24 protein-coding genes and 1 pseudogene are annotated in these 22321 nt (G+C 58.9%); 12 read left to right on the top strand and 13 right to left on the bottom strand.

Annotation, left to right across the window (positions count from 1 at the left end; genetic code table 11):
* Positions 1 to 31: 31 nt before the first annotated feature.
* The 5 genes from PQR02_RS26925 to PQR02_RS26905 form a co-directional block, all read right to left on the bottom strand.
* On the bottom strand, positions 32 to 379 hold the full coding sequence (locus tag PQR02_RS26925; protein ID WP_408238550.1) for a copper-binding protein: 348 nt from the start codon (positions 377 to 379) through the stop codon (positions 32 to 34).
* Positions 380 to 437: 58 nt separating this feature from the next.
* Positions 438 to 1733, bottom strand: a complete 1296-nt coding sequence (locus tag PQR02_RS26920; RefSeq protein ID WP_408126987.1) for a multicopper oxidase domain-containing protein — start codon at positions 1731 to 1733, stop codon at positions 438 to 440.
* Position 1734: 1 nt separating this feature from the next.
* Positions 1735 to 3168 carry a TolC family protein gene (locus PQR02_RS26915; protein ID WP_408238462.1) on the bottom strand — a complete coding sequence of 478 codons (1434 nt, stop codon included), beginning with the start codon at positions 3166 to 3168 and terminating at the stop codon, positions 1735 to 1737.
* Positions 3165 to 3467: a hypothetical protein gene (locus tag PQR02_RS26910; protein ID WP_408238459.1), complete on the bottom strand. Its 303-nt coding sequence runs from the start codon at positions 3465 to 3467 to the stop codon at positions 3165 to 3167. The genes PQR02_RS26915 and PQR02_RS26910 overlap by 4 nt, the downstream gene beginning before the upstream one ends.
* Positions 3468 to 3552: 85 nt before the next feature.
* A complete protein-coding gene (locus PQR02_RS26905) occupies positions 3553 to 3957 on the bottom strand; it encodes a hypothetical protein (protein ID WP_408238456.1) in 405 nt (134 codons plus the stop codon).
* A gap of 207 nt (positions 3958 to 4164) precedes the next feature.
* Between PQR02_RS26905 and PQR02_RS26900 the strand changes: the two genes are divergently transcribed.
* The 8 genes and pseudogenes from PQR02_RS26900 to PQR02_RS26865 all read left to right on the top strand — a co-directional run bounded on the left by PQR02_RS26900 (position 4165) and on the right by PQR02_RS26865 (position 10349).
* Entirely contained in the window at positions 4165 to 4362 is a 198-nt protein-coding gene (locus PQR02_RS26900) for a heavy-metal-associated domain-containing protein (RefSeq protein ID WP_408238453.1), read from the top strand.
* Positions 4363 to 4389: 27 nt separating this feature from the next.
* Positions 4390 to 5351 (top strand): annotated as a pseudogene (locus PQR02_RS26895) (YVTN family beta-propeller repeat protein).
* 23 nt (positions 5352 to 5374) lie between these two features.
* Positions 5375 to 6583, top strand: a complete 1209-nt coding sequence (locus PQR02_RS26890; protein WP_408238450.1) for a permease — start codon at positions 5375 to 5377, stop codon at positions 6581 to 6583.
* A gap of 23 nt (positions 6584 to 6606) precedes the next feature.
* Positions 6607 to 7005 carry a CopM family metallochaperone gene (copM, locus tag PQR02_RS26885; RefSeq protein ID WP_408238447.1) on the top strand — a complete coding sequence of 133 codons (399 nt, stop codon included), beginning with the start codon at positions 6607 to 6609 and terminating at the stop codon, positions 7003 to 7005.
* A 65-nt stretch (positions 7006 to 7070) separates the two neighbouring features.
* Positions 7071 to 8375, top strand: coding sequence for an Nramp family divalent metal transporter (locus tag PQR02_RS26880; protein WP_408238444.1), 1305 nt, complete (start codon positions 7071 to 7073; stop codon positions 8373 to 8375).
* A gap of 70 nt (positions 8376 to 8445) precedes the next feature.
* Entirely contained in the window at positions 8446 to 9063 is a 618-nt protein-coding gene (locus tag PQR02_RS26875) for a cation efflux transmembrane domain-containing protein (protein WP_408238441.1), read from the top strand.
* 55 nt (positions 9064 to 9118) lie between these two features.
* Complete coding sequence (locus PQR02_RS26870) at positions 9119 to 9586, top strand: NUDIX hydrolase (RefSeq protein WP_408238438.1); 468 nt, start codon at positions 9119 to 9121, stop codon at positions 9584 to 9586.
* A 148-nt stretch (positions 9587 to 9734) separates the two neighbouring features.
* A complete protein-coding gene (locus tag PQR02_RS26865) occupies positions 9735 to 10349 on the top strand; it encodes a class I SAM-dependent methyltransferase (RefSeq protein ID WP_408238435.1) in 615 nt (204 codons plus the stop codon).
* A 33-nt stretch (positions 10350 to 10382) separates the two neighbouring features.
* On the opposite strand, the gene PQR02_RS26860 is transcribed toward PQR02_RS26865, so the two are convergent.
* The 3 genes from PQR02_RS26860 to PQR02_RS26850 form a co-directional block, all read right to left on the bottom strand.
* Positions 10383 to 10595, bottom strand: coding sequence for a GDCCVxC domain-containing (seleno)protein (locus tag PQR02_RS26860; protein WP_408238432.1), 213 nt, complete (start codon positions 10593 to 10595; stop codon positions 10383 to 10385).
* 331 nt (positions 10596 to 10926) lie between these two features.
* Positions 10927 to 12198, bottom strand: coding sequence for a CDF family Co(II)/Ni(II) efflux transporter DmeF (dmeF, locus tag PQR02_RS26855; protein ID WP_408238429.1), 1272 nt, complete (start codon positions 12196 to 12198; stop codon positions 10927 to 10929).
* 12 nt (positions 12199 to 12210) lie between these two features.
* On the bottom strand, positions 12211 to 12486 hold the full coding sequence (locus PQR02_RS26850) for a metal/formaldehyde-sensitive transcriptional repressor (RefSeq protein ID WP_408238426.1): 276 nt from the start codon (positions 12484 to 12486) through the stop codon (positions 12211 to 12213).
* A gap of 148 nt (positions 12487 to 12634) precedes the next feature.
* On the opposite strand from PQR02_RS26850, the gene PQR02_RS26845 reads away from it, so the two are divergent.
* Positions 12635 to 13696 (top strand): DMT family transporter, encoded by a 1062-nt coding sequence (locus PQR02_RS26845; RefSeq protein ID WP_408238423.1) that lies wholly within the window; start codon positions 12635 to 12637, stop codon positions 13694 to 13696.
* Here PQR02_RS26845 and chrA read toward each other — a convergent pair.
* A complete protein-coding gene (gene chrA, locus PQR02_RS26840; protein WP_408238420.1) occupies positions 13644 to 15167 on the bottom strand; it encodes a chromate efflux transporter in 1524 nt (507 codons plus the stop codon). The genes PQR02_RS26845 and chrA overlap by 53 nt on opposite strands.
* Positions 15168 to 15351: 184 nt before the next feature.
* Entirely contained in the window at positions 15352 to 16329 is a 978-nt protein-coding gene (locus tag PQR02_RS26835) for a chromate resistance protein ChrB domain-containing protein (RefSeq protein ID WP_408238417.1), read from the bottom strand.
* A gap of 199 nt (positions 16330 to 16528) precedes the next feature.
* On the opposite strand from PQR02_RS26835, the gene PQR02_RS26830 reads away from it, so the two are divergent.
* From PQR02_RS26830 to PQR02_RS26820, 3 genes are read left to right on the top strand one after another with little or no spacing between them, the layout of a single operon-like run.
* Positions 16529 to 17263, top strand: coding sequence for a superoxide dismutase (locus tag PQR02_RS26830; protein WP_408238414.1), 735 nt, complete (start codon positions 16529 to 16531; stop codon positions 17261 to 17263).
* Entirely contained in the window at positions 17260 to 17712 is a 453-nt protein-coding gene (locus tag PQR02_RS26825) for a chromate resistance protein ChrB domain-containing protein (RefSeq protein ID WP_408238411.1), read from the top strand. The genes PQR02_RS26830 and PQR02_RS26825 overlap by 4 nt, the downstream gene beginning before the upstream one ends.
* A gap of 38 nt (positions 17713 to 17750) precedes the next feature.
* A complete protein-coding gene (locus PQR02_RS26820; protein WP_408238408.1) occupies positions 17751 to 18776 on the top strand; it encodes a YncE family protein in 1026 nt (341 codons plus the stop codon).
* 492 nt (positions 18777 to 19268) lie between these two features.
* Here PQR02_RS26820 and PQR02_RS26815 read toward each other — a convergent pair whose 3' ends face one another.
* The 3 genes from PQR02_RS26815 to PQR02_RS26805 all read right to left on the bottom strand — a co-directional run.
* A complete protein-coding gene (locus tag PQR02_RS26815; RefSeq protein ID WP_408238405.1) occupies positions 19269 to 20606 on the bottom strand; it encodes a sigma-54-dependent transcriptional regulator in 1338 nt (445 codons plus the stop codon).
* Positions 20607 to 20620: 14 nt separating this feature from the next.
* Positions 20621 to 22078, bottom strand: a complete 1458-nt coding sequence (locus tag PQR02_RS26810) for a sensor histidine kinase (RefSeq protein ID WP_408238402.1) — start codon at positions 22076 to 22078, stop codon at positions 20621 to 20623.
* A 10-nt stretch (positions 22079 to 22088) separates the two neighbouring features.
* Positions 22089 to 22321 (bottom strand): PhnD/SsuA/transferrin family substrate-binding protein (locus PQR02_RS26805; protein WP_408238399.1); only part of this gene is annotated, 233 nt, incomplete at its 5' end.

Below are 22321 nucleotides of genomic sequence, written 5' to 3'. Positions count from 1 at the left end.
CCTGCTTTTAATGGCAACACCCCGTGCACCATTACGGCTTCTGCAGCTTGGTTACCGTCGCGACGCCGTTCACTTCTTCGGCCACGAAATCAATCTTGTCGCCGACCTTGACCTGCGAAATCATTGCCGGGTCCTTCACCTTGAACACCATCGTCATGGCTTCCATGCCCAGATTCTCTATCGGGCCGGCTTTGATGGTCAGCTTCCCGGCTGCAGCATCGACCTTCCTGATTTCCCCATGCGACATGGCGGCGTTTTCGCCGGCCGGTTTGGCACTGCTGCTGCTCATGTCCATGTTGCCCGTGTCGCCGGCCGCATAGGCCGATGCGGAGATTGCCAATGCGCAGCTAACTGCAATCAATGCAAATACGTTCTTCATCACTCTTTCCCCTGCGTTAAACAAAAGTTGGGCCGGCTGCATGCCGGCCAGACAAAAATCAGCTCTCCGGTAGCTCACCGGTGTATTCGTAGGCGACCGTTCCTTTGGGGTGTTTGAACCAGCCCGGGTCGCGGTAGTCGTTGCGCCCCAGTCCCTCGCGAACCTTCACGACGCTAAACATGCCGCCCATCTCCAGCGGGCCAAAGGGGCCGGTGCCGGTCATCATCGGCAGCGTGTTATCGGGCAGCGGCATCTCCATCTCGCCCATCGCGCCACCCGTGCTGCCCATTGCCATGTAATCTGGCACCAGCTTGTTGATGCGTTTGGCAAGGTCCTTCTGCGGCACGCCGATGAAATTCGGTACCTGGTGTCCCATCGCGTTCATCGTGTGGTGCGACTTGTGGCAGTGAAACGCCCAGTCGCCGGGCCGGTTCGCCGTGAATTCGATGGCGCGCATCTGGCCGACCGCGACGTCGGATGTGACCTCCGGCCAGCGCGCGCCCTTCGGAATCCAGCCACCGTCCGTGCCGGCTATTTCGAAGGAGTAACCGTGCAGATGGATGGGGTGGTTGGTCATCGTGAGATTGCCGAAGCGGATACGCACGCGGTCGCCAGCACGGATGGGCAACGGGTCGATACCGGGAAACACCCGCGCATTCCACGTCCACATGTTGAAGTCGGTCATCTCATTGACGCGCGGCGTGAAACTGCCCGGGTCGATGTCATACGCCGACATGATGAACACGAAGTCGCGGTCGACCTGCATGACGCCGGGGTCTTTCGGATGAACGATGAACGTGCCCATCATTCCCATCGCCATCTGCACCATCTCGTCCGCGTGCGGGTGATACATGAAGGTGCCGTGCCTCTCGAGCTCGAATTCGTAGACGAAAGTCTTGCCCGGTGGGATATGCGGTTGCGTCAAGCCGCCGACGCCATCCATGCCCGATGGCAACAGCATCCCGTGCCAGTGAACGGTGGTGTGCTCCGGCAGCTTGTTGGTCACGAAGATGCGGACCTTGTCGCCTTCCACTGCCTCGATGGTCGGCCCCGGCGTCTGGCCGTTGTAGCCCCAGAGATTCGCGTTCATGCCGGGTGCCATTTCACGTACCACGGGCTCCGCAGTCAGGTGGAATTCCTTCCAGCCGTTCTTCATTCGCCAGGGCAGCGACCAGCCATTCAGCGTTGCAACGGGCGTATAGGGACGGCCATTTGGAGGCGTGAGCGGCGGTTGCATCGTGGGCTTGGCCATCGTGGGCGCCTCAGGCAGCGACGCAGCGCCAGCCTTGCTGACCAGTGCTGCTCCCAGCAGCGCCGCCCCGGAGCCACCAATAAAATCTCGACGTGACACCATTTCATTTACCTTCGGAATCTGTAGACGACGCCGGTTGCGTCGTGGGTGCGGATGACGCTGAGGCCATCGCGAGCGGGGGGAGACGACCACCGACTGCCTGCTGCAAGTCGGTCTCCGCAAGCCAGTAGTCCTTCAGCGCGTCGATATAGCCGTTCACCGCGCCGACCTGGTCGCGCGAATCAGCGAGCAGTTCGAACACGCTCGCGAGCATGCCGTTGTAGCGAAGCATGAGTTCGTCGGAAATGGTCTTGCGGATTGGTACGACCTCGTCGCGGTAGTGCTTCGCGACGTCGTAGTCGGTCACGTAGGCCGAGTACGACTCGCGAACTTCGGACCGTGCGTTAATCGCGGTCTCGGCGACGCGGTTGACCGACTGCATGTAAATTGCTTCGACGCGTGCAACCTTCGAACCGCCCCAGTTAAAGATGGGAATCTCGACGCTGATTTCGTAGCCCTGTTCGTGGCCGTCGGACGTCGTGAAATTGTTCTGATATCCGACATCCAGCGCGTTGATAAAACGCGTCGCTTTGCTCAGACCCAATGACGATGCGACGCTCTGCGTCTGCAGCTTCGCCGCCTGGATGTCCAGCCGGTTCTGCATCGCGAAGCTCTCAAGGTCCTTCAGCTCTGGACGGTCCTTGGGCAGGTCCGGCAGACGGTCGGGCAGCTTGTACTGCGTGCCCGCTCCCCACAGGCCCATCGTGCGGGTCAGCTTCTCCCGAGCGGCGACAGACTGCTGTCGCGTCTTCGCTAGTTGCGCCACGGCATCTGCATAGAACGCCTGCTCGCGCGCGTAGTCGAGCTTGCTGAAATTACCCGCCTGCTGCATCCGCAGCGCGAGTTCGGCACCGGCCTCGCCGGAATCTTTTACCTGCGCGGCGTACGCGGCCGACTGCTGGGCTGCAACCGCGTTGACATAGGCCCGGCGGGCGTCGGCCGCGACCTTGAGCATCGCATCTGCAGTCAGCAGCTTGGTCTGTTCAAAGCGGCGGCTCTCAATGCGCGTCGCGAGCGGCATCGTCAGGACATTCAGCAAGCTGAGCGTAAAGGTTCTATTGATGCTCAGGGAGTCGTTCCCATGCGCGCGACTGAACGTGAATCCCGGATTAGGCAGGCGTCCGGCCTGTACCAGGTCGGCCTCGGAGATGCCGAGTTCCCCGTATGAAGCCTGCAGTCCCCGATTGTTCAGCAAGGCAATCTGCACGGTGTCGTCCATGCTGAGCGGCTTTGAAAGAAGTTCCTGCGTCCGCTTTGCAACCGCCTCGCGGTCCTCGTCGGTCTTCACCAGCAAGGCGTCCTTCCCAAGACGCTCCGATGCGGTCGTCGAAACGGTGTTAAAGCCGCCGTCCTTTGAAAAGGTCGTACAGCCGGCAAGAAACGCTAGTGCGGTGGCCGCAGCGACGACGCGGCCGCACGAAAAGAAATGCCGCATCATTTGGCCGACTCCTCTTGATGAGAGGTGGGGTCGTTACTCTTGGCACCGGCGCCGCCGGAAGGCATCTGGCTGTGGCTCATCCCCCGCTTTCCGGGCGAGGTCGTTACTGTCCGGTTGAGCTCCTGCCAGCTGGGCGCTTTCTGGTCCCGGTATGGTTGATAGTCCGCAAAGACGGACGGCACGCTAACCGTCGGAACCGATGCAGCCGCATCCGTCGGGTCAGGAAGTGCAGTAGTGGCGTGCACGAGCGCCGGCAACAATGCCGCCGCCCCGGCTAGCGCCGCGATAAAGATTCGCATGGATTTTCTCGTCGTAAGTCACCTGGATAGCCGACAGGCCTTCAGGTCGAAATTTCGCATCGCGGCTACGGCCGCGACAGAAGGACTAGACGAGGAAGATTCGGGGAGGACGGTCGATGCCGCCGGTCAGGAACGACGCGATGCGGTCGGAGGGGGGAATCGGAAGAGCAAAATGAACAGCGGCGGCGGATGTCGCCACCGTGGGGGCGGCCGGCAAAGCTCCGCCGAAACAGCAGGATGCGCATGTCGAGCACGAATGAGCATGGTGCAAATCGCCGCCATGGGAATGGCTGTCATGGTCGCTGCCAGCCACTGTCACCTCATGCGTGTGATGGTGCGGGAGCGACTCATCAGCGTCTTCATGGTGCGCAGACGCGACTTCATTCCCGAAATGCGACGACCCGCATTTCATGGAGACGGCCGCGAACGACTGAACCGGAAGGCTCAGTATCAGCAGCACGACGACGAAGAGTTTGCGCCAATAGGACATAGTCCAGAAGTCTAGCACGCAGTTCAGGAAGGCTGTAAGACAGAGACCGTGTCAGTGTGTAACTGCACTCTGGCGATTTCACCCTCTGTCTTCCTGCCCCGCCTCTGACCTGCGACGACGACTCGCCAGCAGACGTGTCGCGGTACTTGACCTTCCTGCCATGGGAAGGTTCAAGCTTGGGGTTCCAATTTGCTAATGGAGCAGAAAATGGAGTTCGAAGTCAAAGATATGTCATGCGGCGGGTGCGCAAACTCAATCACGCGCGCGGTCAACAGTGTCGACCCGGCAGCCACGCTGGACATCGATGTCACCACCAAAGTCGTGAAAATCGATTCGGCACTGCCATTGGGTCGACTGGTCGCCGTCATCGAAGAGGCAGGATTCCATCCCACGGTCAAAGGCTGACGACGCCGTCCCACGGAGGTAGACGAAATGCGGCTCCCGATTTGTGCGTTACTGTTCGCCTTGGGGTTTCAGCTTCCGGCGCACGCTGAAAACGTTATCGTGCTGAATTCAGCCGACGCCAGCGTAAGCCTGATTGATGAGGCGACGCAGAAAGTCGTCGACACGATTGCTGTCGGCAAGGAACCCCATCACCTCATGGCGACGCCCGACAATCAGTCGTTGATTATCGCGAACTCGGTTGCCAACAATCTCGTCTTTCCGACCCGAAAACGGGGAAAGTCCAGCGCTGGCTTCAAGGCATCGAGGACCCATATCAACTCGGATTCTCCTACGACCGTAAATGGTTCGTCACGAACGGCTTGCGCCTTGACCGTGTGGACATCTATCACTACGACGGAAAAAACTTCGCGCTCGCCAAGCGCGTGCCGCTGGCTGCGATGCCGAGCCACATGATTTTCTCTGCTGACAGCAAGATTGTTTTCGTCACCCTGCAGGTCTCAGGCGAGGTCGCGGCGATTGACCTGGCAACCCAAACCGTGCTCTGGAAAATGCCCGTCGGCAAGTCGCCCGCCGGTCTCTGGCTCACGCCGGGGGACAAATACCTGTTGATTGGCATGACCGGCGCGGACTACGTCGCAGTCATTGACTGGCGGGCGCGCAAAATCGTGAAAACCATTCACACGGACAAAGGTGCGCATAACTTCCGGTCGCTCGTCGACGGACAGCACATTCTGGTGTCGAACCGGGTTGGCAGCACTATCAGCATTCTCGACCAGAACACGCTGACCAATGTGGGCACCATCAACGGTTTGCTTGCTGGTCCCGATGACATGGAACTGACGCCCGACAAACGATACCTGTGGGTGACCTTCCGGTTCACCCGCTACGTCGGCGTCATCGATATGAAAACCCACAAGCTCGTTAACACCATCAAGGTCGGAAAATCGCCTCACGGTATCTACTTCTATAACCGCGCGCCGCTCATATAGGAGCTTCCACGCAGGAGGTTGCGATGCAGATTGTCACTGCCCTAGGTCATGCTCTCTGGATGGCCTTTACGATGTTCTGGCAGATATTCTGGGGATTGAGTGTCGGCTTCCTGTTCTCCGCCGTAATTGAAGTCGTGGTCTCGAAGTCCGAGATGTCCAGGCTTCTGCCTGACGCATCTCCCCGGTCGCTGACCGTCGCCAGTCTGCTCGGCGCCGCGTCTTCCTCCTGCTCCTATGCCGCCGTCGCAATGGCTCGCTCCATCGTGCGCAAGGGCGGCGACTTCACGGCCGCAATGGCGTTCCAGTTCGCAGCGACGAATCTCGTACTCGAACTCGGCGTGCTGATGTGGGTACTGATTTCGTGGCAGTTTGCCGCAGCTGAGTTTATCGGTGGTCCCATCATGATTGTTGTACTCGTGCTGCTCTTCAGGTTCTTTCTCAAGGACTCGCTGAAGAAGGAAGCTGTCGAGCAGGCAAACAGGGGAATCGCCGGCAGCATGGAAGGTCATGCGGCCATGTCGATGGGCGAACAGCACGGGAGCTGGAAGCAACGTCTCGCTTCGCGGGAGGGGTGGATAGCCATCAGCCACAGCTACGTGATGAACTGGTCGATGCTGTGGCGCGACATCGGTATCGGTCTACTCGTCGCGGGCGCACTCGGCGCATGGGTGCCCGACAGCTTCTGGCAGAAGTTTTTTCTCGTCAGCCATCCGACGGCCGCGATGATTTGGGGCGCGTTTGTCGGCCCACTGATTGCTGTTGCGTCGTTTACCTGTTCGGTCGGGAACGTGCCACTCGCCGCAGTGCTGTGGAACGGTGGCATCAGCTTCGGTGGGGTGGCCTCTTTCATCTTCGGCGACCTCATCATTCTTCCCATCCTCAACATCTACAGGAAGTACTACGGCGGCAGGATGACTGCGTTTCTGGCCGTTACCTTTTATGTCGCGATGGTCGCGGCCGCATTGGTAGTTGAGTCACTGTTCCAGCTGCTTGGATGGGTTCCGAAGGAACGGCATACCGCAGTCGTCGATACAGCAATTACTTTCAACTACACCGCCGTGCTCGACATCATCTTCGGCGCCGTCTTTCTCATTCTGATGGTCGTCTTTTTCAGGACCGGCGGCCCCGAGATGATGCGAATGATGGAAGGCGGGGACCATGACCATGGTCCGCGCGGAAGCCATAGCTCTCGTGACCATGCACACCATCAACACAGTGGCCACTCGAAATGACCTTTCTTATAAGGAGATTCAAGATGAAAAGCCTTCTCGCTCTGCGCGCCGCGTCCATTTGCGCGGGCCTCGTATTGACCGTTGCGGCACATCCCGCCAGCGCGCAACAAGGCGCATCCATGCCGGGAATGAATATGTCCACTTCGGCGGATACTGGCTCAAGCCCGTCAACGCCAGCGTTCAAGGAAGCGGATGAAAAGATGATGAAAGAGATGAGCGCTCCCCCATACGATGGCAATACCGACAAGGACTTTGTGGCGCACATGATTCCCCATCATCAGGGCGCCATCGATATGGCGAAAGTGGAACTGAAGTACGGCAAGGACGCCGACATGAAGCGACTCGCCAGGAGCATCATCAAGGCACAAAATGAGGAAATTGCGTACATGAAGAAATGGCAGGCCAAGCACGCGGGCAAATGATGTTGTAATGGGCAGACAGACCGCTGACCCGCAGTGCGTGCAGCCGGTGACAGGCTGGAGTGGCAATGGACGACCGTGCTCGTCGCAAGGACCGAGGTAAAACGCTGACGGAGCAAACGACGTCGGCGATACGGGAGCGACTCGAAGGTCGGGGCGCGCGGGTGTTCCTGCCATTTTTCGGCCCGGCGGTGGTCGTCTCAATCGCCTACATGGACCCGGGGAACTTCGCGACGAACATTCAGGCTGGCGCGAAGTACGGCTATACGCTCCTCTGGGTCGTGCTGTTGGCGAATCTGATAGCCATGCTGTTTCAGGCGCTTTCAGCGAAGCTGGGGATAGTTACCGGACGAAACCTCGCTGAGCTCTGCCGCGAACACTTCCCGAAGCCCCTCGTCCTTCTCATGTGGGGCGTGAGCGAGGTGGCCGCGATGGCCACGGATTTGGCCGAGTTTCTGGGCGGAGCAATCGGACTGTCCCTGCTGTTCCACATGCCGTTGTTTGTCAGCATGGTTGTCACCGCTCTCGTGACCTATGCGCTTCTGTTGTTTGAGCGTGCCGGTTTCCGTCCACTCGAACTTGCAATTGGGGGACTGGTCGGTGTGATTGGCTTGTCTTACCTTGCCGAACTATTCATCGTACCGGTCGCCTGGCCAGCAGTCTTCATGCATACGTTTTCAGCGCATCTTCCGGATTCAGAAGCTCTCACGATTGCTGTCGGCATTATGGGCGCCACGGTCATGCCACATGCGTTGTTTCTCCATTCGGGGCTAACTCAAAGTCGCGTGCTCCCAAAGACAGAGGCCGAACGCACCACGCTGCTGGCATATTCGAACCTCGAGGTCGTCATCGCACTGACCACCGCCGGCCTTATCAATATGGCCATGGTCATCATGGCTTCCGGCGCATTCCACGCGGGTCATCCTGACGTCGCCGAAATCGAAACGGCATATCACACCCTGGTGCCTCTGTTGGGCATAGGGGCTGCGGGCATTTTTCTCTTGGCGCTAATTGCCTCTGGGATATCCAGTTCGGTCGTAGGCACGATGGCCGGCCAGATGATTATGCAGGGCTTCATTGGCTTTCGTATCCCGCTTTGGGTGCGAAGGGTCGTGACAATGGTGCCCAGTTTTGTCGTTGTTGGTTTCGGCGTGAACGCGACCAATGCGCTTGTCATCAGCCAGGTCGTGTTGAGTCTTGCCTTGCCGTTTCCGATGATGGCGCTGCTATGGTTCAGTTGTCGACAGGACATCATGGGCGCTCGCAAGAACCGCAGGTTCACTACCATATTGGCCACGGTAGCAGCCGCCATCGTCCTGTCTCTCAATGCGTTTTTACTGCTGCAAACGTTCGGGGTAGCGCTTCCTGGGTAATCGCGGCTTGAAATGCGTCGGACTACATGGGGACTGGAATGGAAGCGAGCGTCAGGGGACCGGAGAACTGATGATGTCTGGCGATTGCAGCCACGCATCGGCGAACACCGAAAAAGAACGGAAGACGCTTCGTATCGCGTTGGGGTTGGACGCCACCATGTTCGTAGTCGGCATGGCGGCCGGCCTTTGCGCCCAGCCAAGCGGATTGATGGCCGACGCGCTGGACATGCTCACCGACGCGACCGCGTACGGACTCGGGCTCATGGCGGTGACAAGGGGCCTGCGATTCAAGCAGTACTCCGCTCGCTGTACCGGCGCAACGCTCATGCTCCTGAGCGTCGGTATTGTCGCCGACGTGATTCGCCGATTTTTGTTCGGAAGCGGCCCGCTCGGTGCCGCAATGGTCGGGTTTTCCGTTTTGTCGCTCTGCGTCAACGTCACGGTCCTGCGGATGCTCGCGCAGTACCGGGAACGCGAAGTCCATCTGCGAGCTAGCTGGATATGTACGCGCGCAGACGTAGTGGCGAATTTCGGTGTTCTTGCGTCCGGCCTGGTGGTCCTCGCGACCGGATGGCGTTATACGGATTTGGCCGTTGGTCTTGTCATCAGCATACACGTAGCAAGGGAGGCCATCGAAATTTGGCAACAGGCCCGCAACTCTGGAGAACGCGATACCCCCATTGTCTAGGCACCGACAGCATCGCTGCTCCTTGCCCGGAATAAGACGTCCCTAACCCTACTCGATGGTCGCAACCAAAATGTGTTCTGCGCTATCATTTTGTGTTCGGGTCCGCGATTTTCCCCAACGGCGCGCGGCGACCAAGGTTGACCTTCAAAATATTGGAAGCGGGATAGTGAGAGAACGAGCCACGCTGATTTGCAAGCGCAACGGGCAATTCCTGTTTGTTCGTAGGGCCGAGGGCAGATGGGCGCTTCCGGGCGGAAAAATCAAGCAGGGAGAACCACCTGCAGACGCGGCTGCCCGTGAACTCCGGGAAGAGACCGGTCTCGTCGCGCAGGCAGTAACGTACCTGTTTCAATTTGGCGGCAAGGACAATCTGCATCACGTGTTCGAAGCAACGGTACTGGATTCAGATAGGCCGCACCCGCAAAATGAGATATCCGACTGCGAGTGGTATCCGTCCGAAGAAACGGACCGCCTGGCGACGAGCGTCGCGACGAGGGGCATTCTTGAGTGCCTGCGGTCATAACGTTGATGATGCCTCGAGTTACATAAGCCCGGCCATCGCTCCCTGCGCCTGAGGGTCGCCGAAGCCTCGCACAAAGCGAACTGGCCGCAGGGTGGGAAAAGGGGTTCGAGTAGCACGGAGATGCGGGATGCACAGCCAAGGAAACGCTATGGACGACAAGGAGCATTGGGAGGCCGTTTACCGTGCCAAAGCATCCGATGCGGTCAGTTGGTATCGTCCGCACCTGGATACTTCGTTGAGACTGATTGACGAGGCAGTGCCAGACCGGAACACAGCCATCATTGATGTGGGCGGAGGAGAATCGACGCTGGTCGATGATTTACTTCAGCGCGGATACCGAAACCTGACGGTGCTCGATATGTCCACTGTCGCTCTCGATGCGACGAAACAGCGTTTAGGTTCTATCGCCGGGCAGGTAACGTGGGTCGAATCCGACATTACGTTGGCCGACCTACCCGAGCATCGATACCACGTGTGGCATGACCGCGCCGTCTTCCACTTCTTGACGGAGTCATCGCAGCGAGACGCCTACATCCACCTGTTGACGAGAGCGCTCCGGCCAGATGGCCGCGTTGTGATTGCCACATTCGGGCCAATGGGACCAGTGAGGTGCAGCGGGCTCGACGTGAGGCGATACGATGCTCAGCAGCTTTCCGACGAATTCGGTGCAGGGTTCGAATTGGTAACAAGCACACTTGAAGACCACCACACGCCTGCTGGCGCCGCTCAGCAGTTTCTTTACTGCACCTTCCGGAAGCTGTGATTGCCGGGTCAACCCGAGCGCGCGTGGGCTTGGTTAGGCGCAGCGAGAGCCGGACTGCTGCATCGGCGGGCACTTGCTGGTGCCGTAGGAGCAATACACACAGCAATCCCCGGGTTTCGGCCTGAGCACAGTTTTGCAATAGGCGCATTCGTAAAAGCACACACAGGTGTCGGCCGGCATCGTCTCCTCTTTCCTATGCCCGCACTGCGGACATGTGATGGTGGAATTCAGCACGACAGAAGTCATCACTGCACCTGCTTAACGTGGGACGGATAACCGCCGGAGCAAGTTCACGGGGTACGGCACATTACGGGTCGCCCACAAATAGGGAGGACGTGCTTCTAGAAACGCGGTCCTGACTGGCGGTGCGGCCCGGCTTCATTTTGAATGATAACTCTGGTGATTCCCGCTTCACCTTACCTCGCGCCGGGCGGGCCATCAATCACCTGAGGGCGCCGGTGGTCGGTCATCCTCTTCCATCCTCGTGTTTCGTACGTGGGTACGAAAACACCCGACACCGTCCAGGTCCTGCCGTCGAAGTCACACACCGCAACGCGTGGCACTTCACTGCCATGGGTCAGGCGGGCGCTTGAGCGGGTTGCACCTCAACGGTGACATGCGACAGCCCGTTGAAGCGCTCGAGCACCGCATGATAGAAGCGCGAGTCTCGCTGGGGTTCACCCGTTGCCACCGACACCACGGCACTCATGTGACCTGGACCCACCCGCCATACGTGCAGGTCGACGACCTTGTCGCCACGGTCCTCGATGGCATGACGCACGTTCTCCGCCATACGTCGGTCGGAGTTCATGTCGAGCAGGATTGCGCCCGTGTCCCGCATCAAGCCGTACGACCAGTTTGCAATCACCAGCGCGCCGATGACACCAGCGAGCGGGTCCATCCACATCCATCCAAACGTGCGCGCAAGTACAAGGCCAATGATTGCGAGTACAGAGACCGCCGCATCAGCCATGACGTGAATGTAGGCCGACCGGATGTTGTGGTCGCGGGTCGCTGCCTCATGCGAGTCGTGGCAGTGTTCAGGTTCTTCGAACTCGATTTCGTGCTCGCCGTCCGGCATCCGCACGATGACCTTGAAGGCGTGCGGCTCAGGAATGTCTTCCTTCGATTCCAGATAGTCGCCACGGTCCGCTAGCGCGAATACCTGTTGCGTCCCATCGCGTCGCGCCGTCGTAACGCACACCGTTGCGGCGTCCGGTCGCGAACCCCCCGTGACCGGTGTAATGCGGAAGACGGGCGGCACCCCATCCTCGAAGATGGAAACGGCAAACACACCGGACGGCGCAAAAATGTTCCGCACCTCGTCTTCATGAGCATGGTCGTCGTGACCATGAGCGTGACCGTGTCCGTGACTATGACCGTGGTCGCCGCCGCTCAGCAGCCAAACGCTTGCCAGGTTGACCAGCAGGCCGACCACCGCGATGGGAATCGCTTCGCCGAAGTGAATGGGTACCGGCGACAGAAAACGCGACACCGCCTCGTAGCCAATCAGCACTGCAATCATGGCGAGTACGATGGCACTCGTGAACCCGGCGAGGTCACCAAGTTTGCCGGTACCGAACACGAAGCGGGAGTCGGTGGCGTGCTTGCGCGCGTATGTGTATGCGAGCGCCGCAATCAGCATCGCACCGGCATGTGTCGACATGTGCAGGCCGTCGGCAACGAGCGCGAGTGACCCGAACATGCTTCCGCCGATGATTTCAATCAGCATCATCGCGCTGCACAGCGCAATCACGGCCCACGTCTTTCGTTCGTTCTGTTCGTGACCAGCGCCAAGGAAGATGTGGTCGTGCCCCGCGCCAAACGCGGCGTCTTTGAATTCACTCATTTCCAACTCGCCTTACTTGAAATAGCTGTGAACAACTTCGATGAGCTGTTCGGTCGCGCTGTCACCTGGCTCCTCGCCGCTTTCCGCATCGACAAGGTGATTCCGGATGTGGTCCTCCAGTACGACGGCAAGAAGGCCGTTCATCGCTCCCCTGCAACTGGTAATCCGCTGCAGGATGTCGGAGCAGCCGTGCTCTTCCTCAAGCGCCCGTTCGATGGCTTCGACCTGCCCCTTGATACGGCGAACCCTATTAAGGAGCTTCTGTTTTTCCTGCACCGTATGACCCATCGCACCCTCCAGATACCCCACCGGGGTATATAATTGTCGAAGTCTACCATAGGGGGTGGGGCTATTGGGTGTTTACGCTAAATTCTCCGTACTCGCGGATTTCGCTAGATACTTCCCAAACCCGGTTAATGTTTGCAGCCGTCAATCCATGAACGCACGTCACAACGCCGCTTTCACCGCACTTCTAGCAGCCGCGCTATTCGGCGCGACGACTCCGCTCGCCAAGACGCTGCTTGGCACGCTGTCGCCTTTCATGGTCGCAGGCCTCTTTTACCTAGGAAGTGGCGTCGGTCTTGCCGTCGGAATTCTTGTTCAGCGCCTCCGCCGCACGACTGGAGAGCGCCAGAACGAAAGCCGGATTCAGGTCGCCGAAGTGCCTTGGCTTCTTGGGGCAATCGCAGCGGGCGGGGTGGCGGGACCTGCGCTGCTGATGCTCGGTCTCAGCACGACTCCCGCTGCAACCAGTTCCCTACTACTGAATCTTGAAGGCGTGTTCACGGCGGTGATTGCCTGGGTTGTGTTCCGCGAGAACGTCGACGTGCCGATATTTCTCGGGATGGTCGCGATAGTGGCAGGCGGCGGCGTCCTTTCGTGGCAGCCGGGCGACACGGCCGTGTCGCCCGGTGCACTGCTCGTCGTCGCAGCCTGCGTTGCCTGGGCAGTCGACAATAATTTGACGCGGAAGGTGTCGGCGAACGACGCGATGGTCATTGCATGTCTGAAAGGTCTTGTCGCCGGCTCAGTCAATCTGTGCATCGCACTGCTTCTCGGTGCGCATCTGCCGGGCGTCGGGAAGATGGCGGCTGCCATGCTCACCGGCTTCGCTGGCTACGGCGTGAGCCTGGTTCTTTTTGTCATCGCCCTGCGAAATCTCGGTACCGCCCGAACCGGCGCGTATTTTTCTGTCGCCCCAGTATTCGGCGTCGCGTTATCGCTTTTCCTCTGGCCAGAGGTGCCATCGCTGTCTTTCTGGATTGCGGCCATGCTCATGGCTTTGGGAATCTGGCTTCATATCCGTGAGCGGCATGAACATCCGCACACTCACGAGGTTCTGAGCCACAACCATCGGCATCGGCACGACGAGCACCATCAGCACACGCACGAGTTTGAGTGGGACGGTGAGGAGCCCCACACGCATCCTCATCAGCACGCGCCTGTTACTCACACACATGCGCACTTTCCCGACATCCATCACCGGCATATCCATTGACGCGCGAAAGACCGTAAAAGGCTATCTGGTCTTCTATTGACGTGCGGGAGCGTGAGTGGGCAGCATCGGCGACTGGTTCTGGAGAAAGGTCCCTCAAAAAGCAAGCAATCTCAGTGCGAGTCCGATGACACCGCATCCAAGCACGACGGGTATCACCCCGACCTTGAACCGGAACAGCGCAATACCAGCAGCCACACCTATAAGCAGCGAGGGCCATTCGAATCCGCCGTGCGTGCCATGTGGCCACAACACGTGAAGGGCAAAAAAACACAGCCAGGTTCACGATGACGCCAACCACAGCGGAAGTGATGGCTGTCAACGGCGCAGTAAATTTCAGATTTCCGTGGGTCGTTTCGATGAAGGGACCGCCGAGCAGAATGAACAGGAAAGACGGCAGGAACGTAAAGAACGTCACAACGATGGACGCGGCGATAGCAGAGGCCAATATTGCATCCGGTCCGAACACTGCCTTGGTCCAGCCGCCAACGAACCCGACAAAGGAAACCACCATGATGAGCGGTCCAGGCGTCGTCTCTCCGAGCGCCAGGCCATCTATCATCTGCGGTCCGGTCAACCAGTGGTAGTTATCGACGGCACCCTGGTAGACGTACGGCAACACCGCATACGCGCCCCCGAAAGTTAGCAGGGCGGCTTTGGTGAAGAACCAGGCCATTTGCGTAAGTGTTCCTGCCCAGCCGTAGGTGAGTGAAAGTGCCACGATGGCCGCGAGCCATATAAGCATGAAGGTCGCAAGCACGACCGTGAATCGCTTCCATGTGAAGAGCGCGTGTCGCGGAGTGGGCGTGTCGTCGTCAAGGAGTGCGGGACCAAACGCCTTTTCACCCGACTTGTGTCCTCCGCCGACCACGAATCTGGACGGAGCGTACTTACCGCCAAAGTGACCAATGACACCGGCCACCAGAACGATGAGAGGAAACGGGACATTGGCCACGAAGATGGCGAGGAATGCCGCCGCCGCAATTGCCCACAGCCACGCGTTCTTCAGTGCGCGAGAGCCAATCCTGTACGCGGCGAACACCACGATGGCCGTGACCGCCGGCTTGATGCCGTAAAGCACGCCTGCGACGGCCGGAACACTGCCGAAGGCCATGTAGACCCAAGACAGTCCTATCAGAATGAAAAGCGACGGAAGAACGAAAAATCCCCCGGCGATTATGCCGCCCCACGTGCGGTGCATCAGCCAACCGATGTATGTGGCCAACTGCTGCGCCTCCGGTCCGGGAAGGACCATGCAGTAGTTCAACGCGTGCAGGAACCGCTTCTCGGAAATCCAGCGTTTTCGCTCGACCAGGTCCTGATGCATGATGGCAATCTGCCCTGCCGGACCTCCGAAGCTGATAAAGCCTAGCTTGAGCCAGTACCAAAGCGCCTGGCCGAAGGTCACCGACTCGACCGCCTCAATGCGCTGATTGTTCATTTCGTTATCTGGTGCCAGTTGACTTTGTTGCACTTGAAACTCCGAATGCATCAGCTTGCGATTGAATGTTTAGCGGTGTGCCGATACTTCGGCGGCATCATCACAGACCGGTGTTGCAAATCTCGCGGGCGGTGTAACTGCGACGCCGGGTTTTCCATGGCGATTGGCAACGGACACTGAACGGAGAAAGCTACTGCGGGACCATTCAGAAGCCCCTTCACCTCCGTCGCCTGGCTGCTCCCTTTTCCACCGCTGCAAAATGCGCGAGCAGCGAGTCAAGCATCTGGCTCATTTCGTTCAGCAGTTCGTCATCGCTCAGGCCGCGCTGTGTGGCGCCTGTCATCACCGCCTCAAATCCGGCCGCCTCGGGAACGACGATGCCGCCGACATCGAGCGAGTGAACCATGCTTGCGAGTCCTGCCATACCCGGCTCTTCGTCGATACCAAAGCTGGCCGCTAAAACTTCAAAGGTCACGCGGTCATTAATGTGTGTGAATGTGGCGCCATCAAAATCAAAACCGACCGCGCCCGGGGGACAATCATCCGGAGAGGCGAGCCACTCGAAGCGGGCGTCGCGGTCGATGAACCGCCTGATGAGCCATGCACTTGCCACGCGGTCGACCCAGAGCCGCCGACGGGTCGCCCAAACTCGGCCCTGGTACTCCTCTGGCTTAAGACGGGTTATCGTGCCTTCCGTCTGATGGGGTTCCCCAGGGGACAGCACCGCATCGGTAGCGGCGACGAAGTCTTGCCAGGCTGACTGGGCACGGACCGTGGCTTCGTTCGGGAAGAAATCGATGCCCGAAAGCGCTTCAAACTCCTTTCGCGTTTTTCGCAGGACCTTGGTGATGTCCGCAGGCGCAAGGCTCGCGAGCGACTTCCGGCTTTCGTCGAGTGAGCGCCGCAGCGTCGCATATTCGTCGGCTCTGTCGAACAGCCCCCGGAATTCCTGCTCCTGCACCGCATCGCGGCTTGGGAACCGCATCAGATAGGCAGTGCCCCCCGCCTGGCTAATACCCTCGCACATTTCTCCCATCTCGCCGCCCGCGCCTTCTCCGTCCGGAAGCAGATACACCCCGTCCCGCAAGACAGCGCAGCCTTTGGTTTTCAAGGCGCGCCAATAGCGCATGCGCGCGGTTGCGTTGTCGGTCGGGAGCGTGAGCACGAGGAGCAGCCAGTCGGTAATTTCGTTCATGTTACGTAACCTACATCAAAGTTACGCACGCTACAAATTATTTTTGCTTTGTGGGCGATTCAGGCCTACGATTCGTCGCAGGAGCAGGTGACTCACAGTTCGCGCCGCGCCAATCTGGGGCCTTCAAAATGGCCCTTTGGTCGGCGGATGTGGCGCTGCAGCCGAGAGAGGCGTCTCTCGCAAACTAAGGGAGAAGCATGTGGCGACCCGAAGAGATTTTCTACACAAGACAACTGCAGTAGGCGCGGGCCTGGTTCTGGCCTCCGCCGATGCGCTGCAGGCAGCTGAGGAAACTGCGTACAGTGACAAGCTCGTAGACGCGGACGGTAAATATTCGGCAGCGCCACTACCATTTGCATACGACGCACTCGAGCCGATTATTGACGCCCGAACCGTCGAAGTTCACTACAACTTCCATCACAAGCCAGCAGCGGTCGCTGCCAACAAGGCGGAAGAGGCGCTTGCGAAGGCACGCGATTCGAACGACTTTGCATTGGCGAAGTTCTACGAGAAAGAGTTGGCGTTCCAGCTCTCGAGCCACATCCTGCACACGATTTATTGGACCAGCATCTCGGGCAAAGGCGCCGAACCTAAAGGTGAACTTGCGAAGGCAATCGACAAGAACTTCGGTTCGTACGCCAGGTTCAAGGCTCAGCTGTTCGCGGCGACGCTAGCGGTAGAAGCGTCTGGCTGGGGCGTTGTCGGATACCATCCAACAACCGGGAAGCTGATGGTCTTGCAGTGTGAAAATCATCAGAAGCTGACAGCGTGGGGTATTCAACCCATCCTTGTTCTCGACGTCTTCGAACACGCGTACTACCTGAGGTACCAGAACAAGCGCAATGAGTATCTCACCCAGCTCTTCACGCTATTGAACTGGGAAAATGCTGCGCAACGGTTCAGTGCCGCACAGCCGACGCGGAGGCTGACATGAAATGGGTCACGCGTGAACGCCCGAAAATCGACCGTATAGCCTGCCCATGGCTAATTGCCCGATTCATCGATGAGTCGCCGGAGTTTCTATTCGTGCCAACAGACCAGGTGCCGGTAGTCGCCGAGCGTGAAGGTGCGATACCGTTCGACGTTCCTGGAGTAAAATTCTCACACGTTGGCGAACATTGCAGCTTCGATACTTTCCTCGTGGAATATCAGTTGACGGACCCGGCTCTGGCCACGCTTGCAGTCATCGTACGCGGAGCCGATACGGCCCGGCTCGACCTGGCTGCGCAAGCACCAGGGTTGCTGGCTCTATCACTGGGTCTATCGCGAATCTTTGCAGATGACCATGAGATGCTTTCGCATGGCATGGTCATGTATGACGCGCTCTATGCGTGGTGTCGCGACTGTCAGAGCGAAACACACGGCTGGCCACCGGCGACCTGATTGCGGCACGTCCAACGACGAAATCCACGGCGTCGAACATGACATTCCCACGTCCAGTATTCGCCGGCATCGCTCTGGCAACCGCTGTTCTCGCGTCAACCGCCAGCGGCACTTCGTTAGTCGAAGCAACGGCTGCGCCCCCTACGTTACCTCTGGAAATAATTGACGACGTGCCACTTGGCGGCGCTACAACACGCTTCGACTATGAGAGCTACGACGCTGACCGGCATCTGCTTTTCATCGCTCATCTTGGAGACAGCGAAGTCGTTGTCTTCAACACCCAAACCTCCCGGGTCGTTGGGCGTGTTCCGAATGTCTCATCTGTTCACGGCGTGCTTGCGATTCCGCAACTCGGGCGTGTGTACGCTACCGCCACGGGCGCGAATGAAGTAGTTGCCATTGACATCGCGACGCTTACCGTATCTGCACGCGTCCCGACCGGTGCGTACCCCGACGGCATGGCTTACGCGCCGGAGGAACACAAGCTCTATGTGTCGGACAAAAACGGCGGCACAACGACGGTCGTCGACGTTAGTTCGAATCGGCGCATTTCGACGATTAGTCTAGGCGGCGAGGTCGGAAACGCACAATACGACCCGGCCTCGAAGCACGTCTTCCTCAACGACCAGACGCACAGAGAACTGGTTGAAGTGAACCCGGCGACGGACCAAATCGTCGGTCGCGTTGTGTTGCCCGAAGCGAAAGGAAACCATGGGCTTCTAATTTCCGCTGCGCAGCACCTCGCCTTTGTGGCGTGCGAAGACAACGCCAGGCTCATCGTGGTCGATTTGCGCCTCAGACGCGTCGTATCGTCCTTCGCGGTAGGCAAGGACCCCGACGTTCTAGCATATGATGACCAGCTGGGACTGCTATACGTCGCGGCGGAATCCGGCGTTCTATCCATGTTCCAGGTTACGGACAAGACAGTATCGAAAGTGGGCGATGGCTTCGTCGGCCCCAATGCGCATGTCGTGGCGATAGCCCCTGACACGCACCGCTCCTACTTTCCACTGAAAGATGCAGGCGGAAAGACGGTGCTACGAGTCTTTAAAGTGGCCCGATAGAGCGGCGCGCCGGATTTTGGTCAACCGCACCGCCCCGTCTATGGAGTGCGCAGAGCCTGCACAGGTGGAGCACGTCGATAGGGATGCCGGGAACCTGTGCGCACAGCCCGCGAAGGTTCCTAATCGGCAGTAACCCAGACTATCACAGCGTATGTCGCGACAACGGCAAGGACTGCAATCGAAAGCAACACTAAGGTGATTGTTATGAGCAACTTGCGCATGTCCACTCCTGCTGACGAGGGACGTGTAAGCAACAGGCGCGCTTCGCGACGAACCGCGCGCGGCACGTTCGGAGCGTCAAAGCACGTCGCGTCTGACACCCGTTGCCGATTTCCTGCCTAACGCACTCGCACGACGTGCACAGGCATCCCTATAGCCAATACCCTGCACCTGACCCCTCACCTGAACCGGTCGGGTCTCGAGCGGCTCGTCCTTATCATGAGATTCCATGCGCGTACTCCCGTTGCATAGCGACGCACCTGCGAGTGCGGTTCAATGAAGCGGCTCGGCCGCAATCGCATGCTTACGCATTTTCTCCCACAGGCTCTTCCTTGAAATGCCGAGGGCGTGGGCTGTCTCGGAAATGTGGCCCTGGTGCTGCAGCAGTGCGGCGCGAATGAACGCGTTTTCGCATGCGGTCATGTAGCCGTCGAGTGGAGTATCCATATCCAGCGCTGCTACAGCCTGAGACCCGTCCTCCTCGAAGATGTCGGACGAAAAAAGCATGTTGCGGGAACACACGATGCATGCTCGCTCAAGGCGATTCTGCAACTCTCGAACGTTCCCGGGCCATCCATATGTCGCCAATCGCGCTTCGGCCGATGGATGAAACAGTTTCGTTGGTTCACCAAGCCGGCCCGCAATGTCGCGTACGAAACGATGGGCAAGCCAGAGGACATCGTCGGGCCTGTCGCGAAGTGCCGGGACGCGTAGCTGCAGGATGTTGATGCGGTAAAACAGGTCTTCTCGAAACTTCCCGACCCGGACCAGTTCCGCGAGGTCCCGATTCGTTGCGCAGACCAGCCAAAAGGTGGTTGCGAACCCTCTCTCACCCCCGACTCTCGTGACGTGTCGCTCCTGCAGCGCCCGCAGCAACTTCACCTGCATCGACAGAGGCAAGTCGCCTATTTCATCGAGAAAGAGCGTGCCACCCTCGGCCTGTTCGAAGTACCCCTTCTTCTGCCGCTCCGCGCCAGTGAAGGCTCCTCTCTCGTGGCCAAAAAATTCGGATTCGAGAAGCGTCTCCGGAACGGCACCACAGTTGACTGCGACAAACGGAAATGCGTCGCCGGGCGCATGTCGATGAATGAACCGAGCGAGCACTTCCTTGCCGACACCCGATTCGCCGGTAATCAGAATCGATTTGGCTCGACCTGCGACTCTCGGCACCAGTTCGGCAAGGCGCCGCATCGCTTCGGACACGCCTAGCTCGCTCTGCGCCGGCATGGCCCGGTCAGGTATACTCGTCCCGGTGAGAAGTCTGACCTTGTCGACCAGCGCACCAATGTCGAACGGCTTCGTGATGTAGTCTGCCGCGCCGCTTTTGAGAAGAGCAACTGCCGTATCGACTGACGCGTAGGCCGTGATGAAAACAAATGGCGGCACGGAGCCGTGCGCGGCCACCGAACGCGAAAACAGGTCCTCGCCTGAAATGTCGGGCAGCCGAATATCGCTGATGACGGCCTGATAAGGGCGATTCTGCATAGCACCGAACGCCGATTCACCATCGGTATGCCAGTCCACATCGAACCCTTCCAGGCGGAAGCGGTCAGCCAGGGACTCGCCCATGATGGGGTCGTCTTCGACAACACAGATGAGCGTGGTCGACATGATGCTCTCCTGTTTCACGGAGAAGTAACCGGCAACAGCACGGCAAAGTATGTCCTTCCCGGTGCACTGTCCACTGAAATTGTGCCACCTAGCTGCGTAACGATTTGATAGCTCACCCACAATCCGAGGCTGTGCGACCGCCGACCCTCGGCCATGGCAACCGACCCAAACGGTTCGAACAGGTGCTCCATGGCAACACCCGATATGTGCTGACCGGTGTTCGATACCGTTATTTGCAGCCCAATTCCGTTGACAGCAACCAGGCAGTCAACGCGTCCCCCAACTTCCACTGCCTTCACGGCGTTCAGCAGCAGGTTGAGCACAAGCTGGCGCACGAGGTGTGCGGGTAATGCTATCGCCTCGTCCAGCTCAATGTCCCAATGAAACGCTGCCTGCTTAGCCTGTATCTGCGGTGCTATCAGCAGCTTTAAATCCTGCCAGTCCGACAGACTCATCGCCGGTGAGTCCAGTCGCGCTTCAAATAGCAACGCGCCGACAGTCGCGCGGATTTGGCCGAGACCGCGCTCGAGCAGCCCCAGCGTCTTCTTTGTTTGAGCATCGGGCTCACCGTGAGTGTTGAGCGTGTCAATGGCGTTTAGCATACCGCCGAGCGGATTGTTGATTTCGTGTGCGATGCCGGCTGCGACCTGGCCTACGGCCGCGAGTCTCTCGGAGACGACAACTTCCCGCTCCAAATCCTGTTTTTGCGCCAGTTCTGCGAGCATGGTCCGAAACTGCTGTTCCAGTTGACCTATTTCGTCGTTTCCTTGCGCTGTGATACCCGCGCCAACTTTTTCAGGGTGCTCTTTTCCAATTCGCCCCATGGCGGCCGTGAGGCGAAGGAGCGGTTTCGCCATCCGGTCGCCCCACACCCAGCCTAACGGTATCAGTAGCAACAAAGCTGGCACCGTGGCTACGGCGAGCTTGAGCAGCGTCGACCGCACGCGGCCGTAGAAGGTATTGGCGTCATAGACCAGCACAACATAGCCGAGGCGGCTCCCGTCGTCGGAATTCACCGGCATGCCGGCGGTCACGTCGCGGCTCGCGAGTAATCCCGGGAAATCGAAGAAGAACGGGTCACCGGAGCCGCCCAGATGGGCGATGACCGTACCGAACTGGGCAGGAAGCTGGGCGACCGGCCGCTGGACGGGTTCCTTCCGGGGAGAGGTTGACGCGTACACGCGACTCCTGGCATCAAAGAGAACGATTTCCTTCAGCGGATTCGAGGGTTCCCTGACCGTCACTGGAGTCCGAATCACTTCGAATGCACGCCACAGGTCGTCCTTGACCATCGGGTCGCGAACCGACAGTGTGAGAACACGGCATAGATTCTGGGCGCTACTTTCGAGGTCATTTCTGGCATCGGACACCGCGACGCTTACAAGCGCGAAGGTCACGAGTATTTCCGTCAACAGGATGACTGCGCTCAGCGCGAGCGGAATCTTGTAGCGGTAGCTGAGATGGGACAGCATCTGCGCGGCCCTAAACCGGCCCGGAGTTCAAAATCGCAACGAGGCGGCGGATACCGTCGAATACCTTGTCGTCGTCAGGCACGAAGCCGTCGAGGTTCAATCGCTGCAACACATCCCGACCTTCGGGATGGTCTTTCATTCCGAGCAACGCACTCTGGATGCGAAGAAACGATTCGTCGTCGAGCGAATGGCGAGCCACAATCGGCGGAAAACCATATTGCGGGGAGCGCCACGCCACCCGTA

The sequence above is a fragment of the Paraburkholderia sediminicola genome (genome assembly GCF_046026895.1).
In the GTDB taxonomy this organism is placed as follows: Bacteria; Pseudomonadota; Gammaproteobacteria; order Burkholderiales; family Burkholderiaceae; genus Paraburkholderia; species Paraburkholderia sediminicola_C.
Note: the sequence above shows the minus strand (reverse complement) of the source record. Positions and strands in the feature narration are given on the sequence as shown.